Below are 14,608 nucleotides of genomic sequence, written 5' to 3' on the forward strand. Positions count from 1 at the left end.
CCTTTCTATGCGGAGAATCCTTTGTTTCCTCCAAATCATTGCACTTCTTTTCGCGGCCTCCGGCAGGGGTTTTGCGGAAGGGCATCAAACCCCTCTTGATCTGACGTCCGTTGTTAATCGCGCCTTTCGGGATGACGTGGCGGGCGATGGGAAGGGAGGTTGGAGCGACCAGGGGCCTGAGAACTCCCTTGTCGGTTTGAAGGCCGGTTTGTTCGACTTTGGTGGTATCCGGTTTTCCATCATCGACGGCTCCTCAAATCAGGGCCGGGCTGTTCTTGTTTTGGATGGCGGCAATGCCAAGCCCGTGGACGTCATGACGGCTATGTCCGCACCCGCCAATGGCGGCGCTCTCTACCTACTGCATACGGCTTGCCAAGCCGGGAGTGTCGGCGAAGAAATCGGCATGATTTCCGTGCGTTTTGCTTCGGAAAAGGTGGTCACGTATCCTGTGAAAATCCGGCAGGACCTGGCCGACTGGTGGGGCGCGACGGATCAGCCCAATGGCACGGTAGCCTATCGCGAGGAGAACAAGTCCGCGCAGGTGGGTGTCTATATCTCCCGATTCCCGCTGCCGGAGGGAGAAGGTCGACCCGTTTCAGTGGAATTCAGGAAAGAGGGTAACCCACTTTGGATCATTTTGGCCGCCACTCTTTCGGATGTCGATTTGCCATTGCCGCAGCATAAGAACTGGACGGCAAAAGCGGACGACGAATGGCGTCCTTACGATCTGCACGATGACAATATCGATATTGAGCCGGGGTCGGCTTTGGATTTCAGTACGATTTTTCCAAGCTCCGGAGACGCTGGCAAAGACGGCTTCCTCAAGATAAATAAGAAAGGGGAATTCGTATTCGAAAAAGCTCCGGACAAGCCGGTGAAGTTTTTTTGCGACATGCCGCAGATGATCTTTCTGCCCAAGATGACGCCGGAGAAGGCCGAGCGGCTCGCCGATCAAGTCGCCCGTAGCGGTCATAACATCTACCGCACGCAGTTTCTGGACTACGCACTGATGAATGGCAGCAACCAGGACCACGTCTTCAACCAAAAGCAACTCGACGCGTGGGATTGCCTTTCGTCTGCCCTCAAGAAACGGGGAGTTTATTTGCAGTTAGACCTTACCACCTCCTGGGCTTCGTTCTACGCGCTCAGGGATCCCTGGAACCAGGCGGCGCATGACAAGCGGCTTCGCAGCCGGATGTATTACGATCCCTCCGCGAGGGAGCATTGGAAGAAGGGGGTCAAACAACTCTTAGAGCACATCAACCCCTACACCGGGGTGGTGCTAAAGGATGAGCCACAGGTGGCCATCGTCCAACTGCGTAACGAGGCCGGTATTGATTTCCTCATGGGCACGCGAGCCGATAGCGATCCAGACATTGTGGTTGCCTTCCGTGCCTGGCTCTCCAAGCGCTATGGCAACACAGACGCCCTAAGGACCGCCTGGAGCCGCAAGGAAGGGGATGCCACGGTTTCCGATCTGCCCCGGAACACCACCATCGACACGATCAAACTTCCTCCGCGTTCGAGCAACAAGGTTTCCACGCAGGACTTAATGCGGTTCTACACCGAGATCGAGCGTGAGACCTACCAGTGGATGGCCAACACCGTGCGTGAGATCGGGGTCAAAGTACCCCTGACAGAATACAACAATGGCGGATCGCTTCAAGTCGCCCTCTCGCGCGACGTGGTGGACGTATCGGATAATCACGCCTATCACGACTTGAATTCCGACGACATGCGGCCTGGCTCGGGCCAGGATGGCAACAGCTCCTTGTCTGCCGGCCTAAGTTATTATCGTTATCTTGCCGGGACACGGCACTGGGGCCGGCCATACCTATGCACCGAGTGGGGTCATGTTTTTTGGAATCCTTATAGATATGAGGCGGGGCTCACCGTTCCAGCCTATGCTTCGTTGCAGGGATGGGCGATGCTGACCCAGTTCGGCACCAGGGATGAATTGAAAGTCGGACCCATCGTCAACACGGTTATTTCGTTCGATCCGCCGCTCAGGGCCGCCGAATACATGGCCGCCTTGTTTTTCCGCCGAGGCGATGTGGAAACTTCGACACATCAGGTTGAGGTTAAGGTCAACCCCAGCATCCCTGAAAAGCCGCTCCTGCTTCAGAACGGCCTTTCCTCCCCGATTACGCGCCTCTCGCTGCTGACGGGCCTTGGGATTCGGGTCGAGGGCCTGTCCGACGCCGCACCCCGCGCTCCTTACCGTCCCAATATGAGCGTGTTGCCCGACGGAGGGGTCCAAATTATATCGGGTGAAATGGCACAGAAATTCTCCGAATCCGCACCCTCGGCAAACAGCCATAATATGGTTGCCCAGTTGCGGGCAAAAGGCATTCTTAACCCGAGCAACATCACCGATCCAGAGAAGGGGATTTACCAAAGCGATACCGGACAAATTCTTCTCAATGAAAACGCCAGGCAGATCACCGTTACAACCTCGCGAAGTCAGGGCGTCGCTCTCGCATCCGCAGGCATGAAGGCGGAATTGCCAGGGTTTTCAGTGCAAAATCATGGGGCGCCGGTCACAGTATTCCTGGGCTCACTTACGCCGAAACCGCTGGTGGAAAGCAACCGGCTTCTCCTTATCGCCGCGACCGATGCCCTCAACAGCGGCATGACTTTCAACGACGAGCAACGGCACAAGCTCATCGCGCCAGGTTCCCTACCCATTCTTTTGCGCGTGGCGCGACTGGATGGGTTCATCCCTCACCACAAGCCAGGCGAACTGAAAATGTGGGCGCTTGGATATAGTGGACGGCGGATGGAGGAGATCCCCCTTCAGGCCAAAGCGGACGGGGTTTCGTTTTCCATCGATACGGGCAAACTCCAGAATGGGCCAACGCCATTCTTCGAGCTGGATCAGAAGTGAAGGCTTTACCAGGAATAGAATAGGCGACTTTTGTTCGAGAGCGTTCTTTTATCGTTTCTCATTTGGGCGTTCATTGCCGCCGGTACTGTAAGCGGCCTACCGGCGAACGTTCCGCTCGATTTCAGATCACATGATGTTCGAAAGATCCCGCAGGAGAGGGCGGCTTCGTTTTCCGCCGATGACTTTCAACTTCTTACAGCAATCAACAAACCATGATACCTATGATGAACAATAAACGCCCTCTTATTCTATTCGATCCCCATCCGCGCCCGATAGACCTCTTGTTCGATACGGCGACAAAGTCGCGTTTGGAAAGCATCGGCGAGGTCCTTTGGCATGAGGGATCTCCTGCGCCAGCTGAGTATATTGACCGTTATTTGCCAGAAACGGCGATCCTTATCGGCCAGACTCCGATGCCCAAGGAACGCCTGGATCGGGCACCTAAGCTGAAAGCCATATTCAATGTGGAAAGCAACTTTCTTCCGAACATCGATTATCAAGAGTGCCACCGGCGAGGGATTCACGTGCTGGGCACGGGGCCGGTCTTTGCAAAGCCGGTCGCAGAAATGTCTCTCGCTTTGGCCCTATCCTGCGCACGGCGCATCCATGAAGCCGACGCCGCAATCCGCGTTGGCAAGGAGACGCTTTATGGCGAAGGTGACAATTACGATTCCATTCTGCTATCGGGACGAACACTCGCTATTGTTGGCTGTGGAAACGTGGGGCGCGCCCTCCTGCCGTTATTGAGGCCATTCGGGGGCCAAATTCTTGTGTGTGATCCCTGGATTCACCCGAGTGTTCTGCGGGAAACGGGCGTGACGCCTGCAACGCTAGATGAATGTTTTGAAAAATCGGCGGCGGTTTTCCTGCTGGCCGCAGTGACAGTGGAGAATACAGGTGGAATCGGGCGCCACTATTTTGATAAAATGAAAAAGGGCAGCATTGTAGTGCTGGTCAGCCGGGCGGGAGTCGTCGACTTTGACGATTTGCTTGATGCGGCGGCTTCTGGGCATATCCGGGTGGCTATTGACGTGTGGCCTGAGGAACCCATCCCTGAAGATCATCGTGCCCGCCGAACCCCGAACACCCTATTGCAGGCTCATCGCGCCGGAAATATTTCGGAGGTTTGGCCATGGATGGGACAGATCGTAGTAGATGACTTGGAGCAAATTTTGAAAGGTCTACCTCCCCAACGGTGTCAACGAGCCCAATGGGAGACGGTGGCCAAACTAAGGAGCAAGCCGATATCTTAACAGCCTGTTGAAATATAGGCATGACCCGCCGGTTCCGTCCGTTGATCGATAAGCACGTGGAATTTTCGCCGACTTTCTTGTTCACTCCCCCCTTTGCGAGCCTACGTCCGATACAGCCTATCCCTGGCTCGACTCGTCTGCGGACTGAGCCGCTTGATGCCTTTGATTGACGTGGCCGCGCTGACCCATCTGGGCTGGGACACGGTAAAGCAGATCGTCAAAGCAGACCTCGCGGTGCGTTACAAAGACATCTCGCTCAAGAAGGTAAAACGCATCGCCATCGACGAAATCCACATCGGCGCGAAGGCCAAGTTCTACATAATAGCGAGTTCCGAAAGCTCATGAGCAAAATCGAATCGCCGATTTAAGTTCCTCTGCTCACTACGGCCTATAGGATCTGGCTCGTCCTGTGACCGGCTCTATTTGCACAGTGCAGTAGTTGGCAGGGATGCCCGCACCGGCAATTACCAAGCCGTGATCTGCACAGATCGTCACATACCAATTGCCTAGAGGTGGATCGACCGGTGAAAGCGTGGTTCCTCCCGTCGAACGGAACATAAAGCTGACGTAGGGAGTGGCCTGTGCTGATGGTAAATTCTCGATTCCTGACACCAGTCCAATGCGGCTGCCATTGCCCACATCCAAAAGGGTCGAGAGGAGATTCCCTGAGCTGTCTTTAGCCGTGGTCATAATGATGGAATCGGGAAAGTATTTGACCGCGCTCAGGGCTCGCTTTGATAAGCTGTCATTGGTGGCGGCGAATAACCGCAACGCACGGTATCGAAGGTCCGATCCGCCACTTTTCGACGGAAGTTGATAAAACCGGACTTCGACATCCATATTTTGAGCAAGGGCCAATTGGTGAGCGTAATTGAGCTCATCGTTAACCAAGGATGCCGATTTGTTAATCTTCGAAGCCATCAAAAGCGGCCCAACCGCAGGAACGGCAAATACAAGCAGCCCTCCCATAATCGCACAAACGACCAGTAGCTCAAGAAGCGTAAATCCGGCTCGCCAGGAGTTGCAATCAGTGGATATCGGCTTCATGGCGCGAATCGCTTGCTGTTGATGATGCGAAACTTGTATGGCCCCACCATGGCATCCGAATCATTTTCGTTGGCGGGTGTCTTCCCATCGAGATGCACCAGCGTATCGGAATCCGGGGCGACATAGCGTTCCACAACAAAAGATCCTCGAAACTCAGCGGTGATCTGATCCCGTCCGCTCACGAATATATCGGCTTCTGTATTGACCGTCTTTTTCAGCGTTTGTGCGATCACATGAACTGTAAACGTATTCGTTTTGGTTGTCAGCCTGGGGTAGATATGCCCGTAGGGCTGCTCGCGCACATTGTCCCCGGTCAAGCGATAACCTTTGGTCATGTCCGTCGGCGACCACCAACTATCCATTGTACTATACGTCGGATTACCGGGAGCCCCCGTTGTTGTATTAACGAGCGTTTTCGGAACCAGATAGATATCGCAAATTTCTGATGCGGATCGGAAAATATCGGGAGAATTTCCAACCCCAAATTTTGCGGGATTAAATCGTCTCTCGAATCCCTCGAGCGTTCCGTCTGCCTCATTTAAGTTCAGCGTGTAACGATAGTCCCTGTTCTGTCCGTTCGTGCTGACTAGTTTATAAGTGCTTCCGCTGGATGTTGGGATCGCGGTAATGTTGGTCGCTTTTAGTGTCGCCCGCACGGCGGTGTCTCGGGTAAGGTATGTAAAGGGAACCAATTGATAATTCATATTGACCTTCCCCGCGGTCGAGAACGGTTCACTAATCGCGTAGGGTTCCACGATCGGCATGGTAAAAAAGTCCAGAAAAGCATGATCCGGAGGCAGTCGATAAGGCGGACCACTAGCTCCAATCGGGGTTCCAAATCCAGGATGGGTGGCTCCTCCCAGAGGATTTTTACAGAATAGAAGGGTCTGCCAAGGTTTTGATTTGAGCGATCCGGATGAATTGGAATCACTCGGATCAATCCCCGTCGGCAACGACCCGAATGCAACAGCCGAGGCAATTTGACGATTGGGAGAGAACGAGGCGCCGCTTTCCACAATGCCTGCACCATCCACAATCCCTCCGCTGCTATAATATAGAGGCAGATTGCCATTACGAGTCGGCGAGTTGGAATCGCATTGGTCCGGGATATTGATAAAGGGACCGTCTACAAGCCAGCCAATGCCATTGTCCCAATCGCCGAGAGTTATGCCATCCGACTGATAGGCACCATTGAGGCCTCGCGGTACAACCGGTGCCTTCTGCCGCCGTAAATTATCCCAGCGATAGGAATTTGGGTATTCGACTCCGGTACTCGATGGAATCAGCTTGCCGCGTTTGTCATTCGCGGCTCCGGTTCCGGCATAATATCCATTTTGAGCGCTGGTATCTAGAATGTTTCCAGACGAATCGGCCATTCCATCAACACACAAACCATGGATCAATCGATCCGTTCCTGAATATAGCAAGCCATCAGAAGAAGGGGTGTCTTTTGATCCATGTCCTTCAAAGAAATCCGAAGGGACATCCGTCAAACCAGCCAATAACCTGTAATCTCCGTGAGCGACCCCACCATACCGGGCTTCCACGCTTCGAACGATGTCTCCTACAAATGGCGCCTTGTTTGCGGTAACGATCAACGGTAACGGTTGCTGCGCATTAAACTCAGCAAGGCCATACCGGGAGCCAGTGCTACTAGTGACCAGGTAGTTCAGCCGGTTGTTGAAATCGGTAAACTGATTGCAGTACCGATTGGATAGGTCGATGCGAGTCGTCCCCGAAGCGATGCTCCTTATTCCGAGGGAAGGCACCGGCAAATTCGTATGTCTGGGAAAGGACATGTGAATCGTCTGAATTGGCGTACTGGCCGCCAGGGCGGCGCCCCCTCCATTATAGATCTGGATTGAGATGTCCCCGCCTGAAAAATTGAATGTTGATCCAGATACCTGAAACGAGCCATAAAGCGGATAATATTGAGCATCCGGATTATTGGGATTGGTCATCCCTAATATTTTTGGCATTCGAGGCGGCTGCTGTAATGCCGGTTCCAGGCCCGTCAATGCCGTGCAATTGATCATCGAATCAATCGAAGAGACCATATTCACGCATTGATTCGCAAAGCCAATTCCAGATCCATTTGCCTGAAGACTATCGAGTCCATTTACGACGTATCGCACATGCGACGTCCATGGAGGAGGGCCTGGGGAGACATTGAACGGTTGCAGGATCAATACAGCCCCGATATTTTGAAGAGGGGCTGTTTCCGAGGATAGTGTATAGTTGGTGCCGGTGAGCAAAATAGAAGCGTTTCCTGCGCCGCCAAATTGCCGGGGAAAGGTGCTCCAATCTGGAAAATTCGGAATGACATAATTATTTAATATCGTTCCTGAGGTAAATGTAGTCCCGTTGTAGGTACCGGTCTTAATCATTCCGTTGGGCGGAACCGTACCGCTAATCGCCAATTTGTCTTTATTGTAAAAGATGAGGGCTGCCTGGACAATGGTTGAAAACCGGCCAAACCCTTTGGTGGTCGCGGAAAGAGAGTTGCCGTCCGGGAGAGTGGTTCCTTTGGGCAATACAATCGGAACAACTTGACTTTGCCCAGTGGTGAAGCCTTTGGGATCGAACGGAGCATAATAATACGGCACCGATGGTTCCCCGGTATTGATGGTATTGACGCTGCTTCGGATAAAATCGAAGATTTCTGTGAGGATTTGGTCCCGTGTATTGGGATATTTGTCCGCTAAACTCCCGCCCAATCCTGGTATTGGATCCGCTGTAAGGTGCCGCAAATAAGTATAGAGCTCTTGATTTCTTGGAATTAGGTTCCAGTCATCAATGGAGCTCTGGCTGCTCGGAGAGTTGCTGCTGCCTGTAGCGTAGCTGTAAAAGCTATTATAGCGTTGGAAGTAATAGGGCGTCTTGCCGATGGTTGAGCAAAAAGCAATCAGCTTGTCTTTACTGTTTCTATCCCGCGCATTGATGGGGTCCGAAACGTTGCCCGTGTTCGCCTGCAATGGCCACAACGTGATACGAGGCTTGTTGAAAATGTTGACTTCAGGAGCTCTGCTGGAAGTCGTTAGAAAGAAGCGTGCTTTATCGATGTCGTCCTGCGTGAATATGCCCGCATTGGTGGGATTGCTCTGCCGGGTTCCGGACATCACAGAAGTTGCGCTGAACACCAGTTCATCCACGGACGCAAAAAGACGATCCGTATCGGGAATGATCGCGAACGAAGATCCGGTGATGGTAATAGTCCCCCCTTTACTTCCTCCACCCACGACTCTTGGGATAATGGAATAGATCGTTTCGTTATTCGGCACACTACCACCAAGGGATGGAAATATAGTGCTTAAGCATGTCATGGCGGGATGTCCGGGATAACGCTGGAATTCATTTTGTACCGGCATTGATACCGCCAGCGACAGATCGTAGGAATCACTACCGTTCACCATTGATGTGCCCGTTGCATTGACGGTCCACGGCCTGTCCCAAAAGGTTCCTTCCGATGACGTATTGATATTAACCTTGCACGTCTCGTCATCGGTCCAGAATGCAATCCGCCCCACCACGGTGTTCTTGGTTCCATCGGGCAGAATTGTACCAACACCCGAGATTGCTTTCGTTGATTGGTTTATCGAGGCGATGGAGCCATCCTTAAGAACGTAGAGCCATCGAACGGGCATTGGGATGGGATTTTGCTGACGTGCGGTTGTCGCGGTAATCCCTGTTGTTGTATTTAAAAAGCAGCCTTCAATCGGGATATTCGTTCCAGATAGTGAAGTGGATTGATTTCCAAATGAGGCACCGACAGCCCTGGGATCGATGATGGGATAACATACTTTGGGCGTTATCCCTCGCATGACATAGGCCGGCTTATTGATATCAACGAAAAGATTGGTGCTGTCCGCGTCTGCCCAAGAATCGGGTATTTCGCTGCTTAAATTGCCCAGCGCATCATAGGAACCCTTAACCCGAAGGGTATCTGACGAATAAAGCTTATAGGCCATTACGGCCTTACCAGTGTTGTCGTAGGTCCGGATCATTCCAGGCTGTGAGGCCCAGGCCAATGGGTAGGAAGTCCCTGAGGTTGTGGCGTCTTGAATTTGCGAGATGACCAGGTTGACCGCCGTGTCAGCCAGAGTCCGGGCATCGCCTTCGCTAGCGTAGCTTTTTGAAGACTGCAACTCGGTCTTGACGCTACTAAAGAACGCCATCACCAAAATGGCAATCAGCGCCAACATTCCGAGGACAATCACGAGGGCTATGCCACGGGGCCTTGATTTACCGAACAAGCATTGTCTGAATGGATGAGACGGAGTGACTATATGCATCTTATTTACTACTCCATTTCGAATTGCGCATGATGATATCGGTACTGAAAACACGATATTTGAGGCGTGTCGTATTCCCGGTAAGGTTGCCGGCTGCGGCGTTGCATATGTTTTCCACCTGGACAATATCGGTATCGAGCTTGGAGGCATCGGTGAACAAGGTGGTTTGTGTGAGGTCAATGCCTGTGGGCGGAGTGGTCCCGCTGGCCTGAATTCGAGCTGCCGATACTTCGTCAATCACAATCATGACTAGGCGCATGATTGGGGGGAGTTGAGCATGTCGCGAACCTGAAGCCGTTCCTCCGGTCATCGGAAATGCGATAAATTTGTCACCAGGAAACGAGGAAAACGATGGATCAAGGGTTGCATTGAGATGAATCCGCGAATTGTAGTTGTAGTTCGGAGCAGCGGAAACTCCTGAACCGGCCCCATCGGGACTGTCCTCGCTTGCAGGCAATTTGGGCAACAATACTAGCGCGATGACGTTTTCCGCTATGATTCTAGACTGGGCTACGGCGTTCTTCACAAACCAATCGTTTTGCGCCGCAGTTCCCGTTGCGGCATAAATGCCCAATAATTCCGTGGGCTGCGTCATCTCCATCAACCGGAAACGATACCGGGGGTGATAGCCTGGGGCGTTGGCAATATGCGGCGGCACGCTGGCTTTTGCGTCCTCAAATAGAAGGAAATAGCCGCACGCATTCAGCGCGTTGTCGAGGTCCTGATACGACGCATTTGCGGAATAGCCGCATGGAGCTTGGAAAAACACGGCATGCGTTTGGGTCGTAATATGGGATGTGTTTCCGTCGCTTCCCTGCAACAAGAACGCAGCGACTTGTCCGGAGATAAAGTGAAGATCAGAGTAGCGATCGTAGGTGGAGGGGACAAATCCCGCGAGAGCAGAAAGCGCGGCGCTTCCGCTTAATCCCAAGGCCACGGTCGAGCGGGCTTGATTGTTGCTATTGTAATAGTCGTAGTACGGATTGAGCGTTGCCTGGCTGAGCTTACGGCTCATGGCTTCGAATCCGGCTCTCGCATCTTGGAAAGTTTGAATTTTTGCCGTGGAACTCCTCCATATTTGGCAGGTTTGATTGGTAATCTGAATGACAATGCCGGTAATGATGACCAGCAACACCATTGCCACCATCAATTCCGTCAAAGTGAACGCCGAGCAGCGTCGTTCCCTCGGACCAACCTGAGCATGCGACCTAGGCATCTTTTGAAACGCAGAGCCTCATCTGCCGTTGTCTGGAACCAGAAGAACAAATTTCTTGGAATCCGCATTCTTCAACAGATCCGTTTGCGTATGATTGGTTCGTCTGACGTATTTGTTCAAAATGCAGATCGTGACTTTCGCCAGTTTTTGCGTGGATTGATTATCAGGAATAGCTGTATTCGTTGAAACATAATAGGCTGCCTCATAGGACGGATTGGCCGTAGCCGAAACGCGATTTCCCTGTTCGTCAAAATAGTAGGGATTGCTTATCGAATTGGTTGCCAGAGCCGTGAGGCTGGAGTAATCCGTTTGAAGCGACTCTGCCGTCAATTGTTGCACGATTTGCGACTGGACGGTCGCGTCGATTGCTTCGCGGGATAACCCGAGTCCAACCGGCAGCAGGCCAAATAGCGGAACAAAGGCAAAAGCGACCACCAGCAGGGCAATGGCGATTTCGATCAAGGTGAATGCGGAATTCTTTCGGCGTTGTATTTTTATGCTCGATTGATTCGTTTCCCGAATAGCCCGAATATTTAGAATTCTTGTCATAAACATTGTTTGCTGATTAGGCATTCCTCCAATGTTGTATTTGGTGTGCTATAGTTTTGACACTATATTAATTCGGCAATCCTGACCGCCAAATCCCTCCCGTAGGGGTAACCAAGGAACTCCACTGCCGCAAAATTCTCACATTGGGCGAAGCGAAGCTGCCCAGGCTCATCGAGCCACTGTACGCTTTGAATGGGGCGGTCGAGCCCGTAAATTGTCCGCAAGGTTTCGCCGCCCGCATCTTGAACGACATGATCGTTTCCGCGCCGACGCACATCATGAGCAAAATAGTAGAGCCGTCCGTCCATTTCCAAAACGAAGTCTCGTTTAGGTCCTCGCGCAATATGGGGTTTACCTCGGTATATAAGATCGCCCGAGAGGTTAATCCATTGTCCCACTGTTTTCAGGATCGCCGATTCGAGCTCGGGAACTCCGCCTTGCGCGGAAAGACCCACATTCAGGAGATAGTTGGCCCCGGCCTTACGGCACGCACAAAGATTTTCGATTAACTGTGCGACGGACTTATGGTTGAAATCACGCAAGGCCGTTCCCCAATGCCGATTGATCGTCTCACACATTTCACCGGCAAGGTACTTGGGCCATCCCTCCCGATCCGGCGGTTTCGGCAATCCTTGTTCAAAAGTGACACTGTCGAGCTCCGGGTGACCGGCTTCCCCTCGCGCGGAGAGTCCTGTGTTGTTAATGATCATCGCCTTGGGCTGCAACCGCCGGATCATTGAATAAAGGCGGTTTTCCTGCCAATTGGCTCCTGGACGCGACCAGTTGCCATCGAACCAGAGCCCGCCGATTTTTCCATAATGCGTGCATAAGATCTCGACGGACGCATTCAGGTAATCCAGATATTCGCTAAACTTCGCATCGCTGCAGCATTGAGACTGCCAGCGCCAGTCCAGCGTGGTGTGGTAAAAAAACGGCACAATCCCCTCGGCTCGGCAGGCGTCGACAAATTCAGCAATCAAGTCTCGGCCTGCCGGGCTGTGTGGCGCGTCGTAATCGTCTAATCCACGAGTATCATAGAGCGAGAATCCGTCATGATGACGCGTGGTTAGCGTGATGTAGCGAAAACCGGATTCCCTCGCGAACCGGGCTAGCGTCCGCGCATCAAAATCCTTCGCGGTAAAAGAATCCTTCAACTTGGCATATTCGCTGGACGGGATGCTGTGATGGAACATCGTCCATTCACCAACGCCGAGTTGAGAATACAAACCCCAGTGAAGAAACAGGCCGTAGGCAAGCTTCTCAAACTGAGTAATGCGAGGGAGGGGAACCGGTATCATAGTCAACTCATTTTAGATCGCACAGGGTTGAGGGGGGATCGATCCGTTAGCGATATTTTTGGAGATAGGAGAGGACTTCCGGCTCGCCGTTTTCGAACGGCACCCGGCCAATTTGGAGCAGATACCCCGGGCTCCAGCAGTTTCCGGCAGCCCAATACGTTCCGCTGATTCCATTCTCATCGATATATGACATGAACTTGTCAAGAACGGTATACCAACGGGGATCGGGGACCTGGACATGACTCGGAATACCATATTCGCCAAACAGCCCTTTGGCCTTCCTGAGTTTTAGCCAATGAACGAATGCCGCGGTCCGGTCGATGCCGATATTTGGATAAACGTGATTGGAGTCGTAGTCGCCGCCATACTTCCCGCTGTAGTTGCTGTCAAAATAGATGTGAGCGGAATAGATCACCAACCCCGCCGGATCTTTAACGGCAAGCGTTCCATTATCCATCATCCAGCGGGCGGAATTTGCAAATCCGTCTCCCTCAATCAAGACGTAATGCTTGTTATCGCTCTGGCGAATCCCATCCACGCCGGCTTGTGCCGCAGCCGGCCAAGTCTCATAGGTTTTGTGCGGTTCGTTCATGATGTCGTACGCGTAAACCGCAGACTTGTTGACAAAGTGAGCGGCAAGCTTTTTCCACACATCAGTGTAGGCAGAGTAGGGCACTTCGGGAGACCCGATCAAATACTCGGTTTTCCCAGTTCCAGTAATCATCGGGAAGCGATCGTAATTGTGCATGTCCAGGATCACTTTCATTCCTCTCTCCGCTGCCAGATCGAGGCATTTATCCAGAGCTTCCATGGCCGATGGCTCAAGATCTCCATTAAGCGTTGGCTGAACCCGCTCCCAAAGAAAGGCAACTCGAATTAAGTTCAATCCCTTGGAATGGTAAACGTCCCATTCAATCGGGTCGGTAGGATAATGCGCCTGAGCAAAGCCCCCCCCTGGGAAGTTGACCCCATACATATGCTCCCTCGCTTTTCCGGCACGCGTATCACTCTTTGCGGTGTTGGCTGGCGCGGCCTCTGGTTTGACCGTGATGCTTCCTGTTCCGCTCATTGCAAGGCTTGCGGCCGTGTAGACCCCTGGAGGCTTTGTGGTTCCATTGACGCTCAAACCATGAAACGTGACAATCTGGTCGAGGACCACGCTCGTGCCAGCGCAAACCTCCAACGATCCGGCAGACACAACGGCATTTCCAAAAGTTAAAGCACAGCCGTCCGCAACGTAGAGTCTGCCATGGTAATCTTTGGCATTGTTAATCTTGAGGGAGACAGCGCCTCCGCCCATGCCGACCAGGGTCAAATCTCCGTCACCGGTGAGATCTCCAATGACAATATCCAATCCACGGCTGCTGGTTCCCGTGCTGAAGGTGGTGTTGAGCAGATTTTTAAAGTTTTTGATCTCCACGCCAGCCGATGAGGGATTAGCTCCGGGAACGTAATTCTGTATTTTCCCTCCGTTTGAAACAAGGCTGGGAATGACACACATGGCGGGTGCCGCTGTTCTGACATTGAGCAACCCCGCTTCGCCGCCAGTTAGGATTAACGTCTTTCCCGCGAACGTTTGGCCCGAGCTTCCCGACGTCCGGAGATTAAAGCCGTTGAGATCGAATTCATCCGTTCCATTAATCGAAGCTGGATGCTCCCCGCCATCCAGCGGCTGGGAATACCAACCGGCGAGGATATCCCAGGAGGGCTGGCTGGCTTGCAAGTACCAAGTCCGCGCTTCCGCGAGGGGAGTCAGCCAAGTTACTGCCGAGAGAGCTAGCAGGCCGACGGCCCATCGCATCCGCGATCTATGCCCGTTTATCGTTTGTAAACTGTTGTTATGAACTTTCATGACTGGTGAGGTTTTACTTATGAAGTAGGTGACTGCTTTCAGAACTGCGCGCCGATTCTAGTTTCGGTTCTTCCGGGGAGCTTTTTTCTCGAGTCGGGAAAATCCGTAAAATCGAGGCAGCCAGTGCGAGCGATTGGTTGGGGGTTCTAGGGGGCGCTCTGTTTTTTGAGCTCAACACGAGCTATGTTTCCACTTTTTGAATCTTTTGTAAAGT

9 protein-coding genes are annotated in these 14,608 nt (G+C 52.6%); 3 read left to right on the forward strand and 6 right to left on the reverse strand.

Going from position 1 to position 14,608, the window contains the following annotated elements:
- Window positions 1-7: 7 nt before the first annotated feature.
- The 3 genes from B2828_RS14785 to B2828_RS14795 all read left to right on the forward strand — a co-directional run bounded on the left by B2828_RS14785 (window position 8) and on the right by B2828_RS14795 (window position 4,485).
- Window positions 8-2,887 carry a beta-galactosidase gene (locus B2828_RS14785; protein ID WP_479634539.1) on the forward strand — a complete coding sequence of 960 codons (2,880 nt, stop codon included), beginning with the start codon at window positions 8-10 and terminating at the stop codon, window positions 2,885-2,887.
- Between the two features lie 221 nt (window positions 2,888-3,108).
- On the forward strand, window positions 3,109-4,140 hold the full coding sequence (locus tag B2828_RS14790; protein ID WP_479634540.1) for a hydroxyacid dehydrogenase: 1,032 nt from the start codon (window positions 3,109-3,111) through the stop codon (window positions 4,138-4,140).
- A gap of 93 nt (window positions 4,141-4,233) precedes the next feature.
- Window positions 4,234-4,485 (forward strand): hypothetical protein, encoded by a 252-nt coding sequence (locus B2828_RS14795; protein ID WP_479634541.1) that lies wholly within the window; start codon window positions 4,234-4,236, stop codon window positions 4,483-4,485.
- 36 nt (window positions 4,486-4,521) lie between these two features.
- Here the strand turns inward: B2828_RS14795 and vccD are convergent, their stop codons facing one another.
- From vccD to B2828_RS14825, 6 genes are all read right to left on the reverse strand, one after another.
- Window positions 4,522-5,187, reverse strand: coding sequence for a Verru_Chthon cassette protein D (gene vccD, locus B2828_RS14800; RefSeq protein ID WP_479634542.1), 666 nt, complete (start codon window positions 5,185-5,187; stop codon window positions 4,522-4,524).
- Entirely contained in the window at window positions 5,184-9,389 is a 4,206-nt protein-coding gene (gene vccA, locus B2828_RS14805) for a Verru_Chthon cassette protein A (RefSeq protein WP_479634543.1), read from the reverse strand. Before vccA ends, vccD begins: the two co-directional genes overlap by 4 nt.
- A 91-nt stretch (window positions 9,390-9,480) precedes the next feature.
- Window positions 9,481-10,695, reverse strand: a complete 1,215-nt coding sequence (vccC, locus tag B2828_RS14810; RefSeq protein ID WP_479634544.1) for a Verru_Chthon cassette protein C — start codon at window positions 10,693-10,695, stop codon at window positions 9,481-9,483.
- Between the two features lie 18 nt (window positions 10,696-10,713).
- Window positions 10,714-11,157, reverse strand: coding sequence for a hypothetical protein (locus tag B2828_RS14815; protein WP_479634545.1), 444 nt, complete (start codon window positions 11,155-11,157; stop codon window positions 10,714-10,716).
- Between the two features lie 149 nt (window positions 11,158-11,306).
- Entirely contained in the window at window positions 11,307-12,542 is a 1,236-nt protein-coding gene (locus tag B2828_RS14820; protein ID WP_479634546.1) for an alpha-L-fucosidase, read from the reverse strand.
- A gap of 46 nt (window positions 12,543-12,588) precedes the next feature.
- Window positions 12,589-14,394, reverse strand: coding sequence for a glycoside hydrolase family 5 protein (locus tag B2828_RS14825; protein ID WP_479634547.1), 1,806 nt, complete (start codon window positions 14,392-14,394; stop codon window positions 12,589-12,591).
- Window positions 14,395-14,608: the final 214 nt, after the last annotated feature.

It is taken from the genome of Spartobacteria bacterium UBA695 (genome assembly GCA_002298145.1).
GTDB lineage: Bacteria > Verrucomicrobiota > Verrucomicrobiia > Chthoniobacterales > Chthoniobacteraceae > UBA695.

Excerpts from the sequence above, each read along its gene's own strand:
- vccA (WP_479634543.1), bottom strand. The coding sequence starts at position 9,389 with ATGTTGGCGCTGATTGCCATTTTGGTGATGGCGTTCTTTAGTAGCGTC.
- vccC (WP_479634544.1), bottom strand. The coding sequence starts at position 10,695 with ATGCCTAGGTCGCATGCTCAGGTTGGTCCGAGGGAACGACGCTGCTCG.
- B2828_RS14820 (WP_479634546.1), bottom strand. The coding sequence starts at position 12,542 with ATGATACCGGTTCCCCTCCCTCGCATTACTCAGTTTGAGAAGCTTGCC.
- B2828_RS14785 (WP_479634539.1), top strand. The coding sequence starts at position 8 with ATGCGGAGAATCCTTTGTTTCCTCCAAATCATTGCACTTCTTTTCGCG.
- vccD (WP_479634542.1), bottom strand. The coding sequence starts at position 5,187 with ATGAAGCCGATATCCACTGATTGCAACTCCTGGCGAGCCGGATTTACG.
- B2828_RS14825 (WP_479634547.1), bottom strand. The coding sequence starts at position 14,394 with ATGAAAGTTCATAACAACAGTTTACAAACGATAAACGGGCATAGATCG.
- B2828_RS14790 (WP_479634540.1), top strand. The coding sequence starts at position 3,109 with ATGATGAACAATAAACGCCCTCTTATTCTATTCGATCCCCATCCGCGC.